The organism is Streptomyces sp. NRRL S-340 (assembly GCF_000720185.1).
Lineage (GTDB): Bacteria > Actinomycetota > Actinomycetes > Streptomycetales > Streptomycetaceae > Streptomyces.
Genome location: NZ_JOIY01000153.1, coordinates 1 through 213 on the forward strand (window position 1 = coordinate 1; position 213 = coordinate 213).

The window sequence follows — 213 nt, forward strand, 5'->3', positions numbered from 1 at the left end:
CGTTCATCATGAGCCGGCTGCCCGCGGTTCCCCGGTGCATCCGGAGCGAGACGAATCCCGGCTGGGCCCGCATGAACTCCGCCTGCCTCCGGAAGAGAGGCAGGAACTCCCCGGCCCTCTCCTCGGGGACGAAGAAGGTGTTGGCCAGGACGATCGGCCCGGTCCTCTCCTTGAACTGCGCGAACATCGGCGTCATCTCGTCCAGGCTCTGCA

At 66.7% G+C, this 213-nt stretch carries 1 protein-coding gene; it reads right to left on the bottom strand.

Annotated elements, in window-relative coordinates; all coding sequences use genetic code 11:
- Positions 1-213: antibiotic biosynthesis monooxygenase family protein (locus IG64_RS37365; RefSeq protein WP_234438757.1), on the bottom strand; the 213-nt coding region annotated here is incomplete at both ends.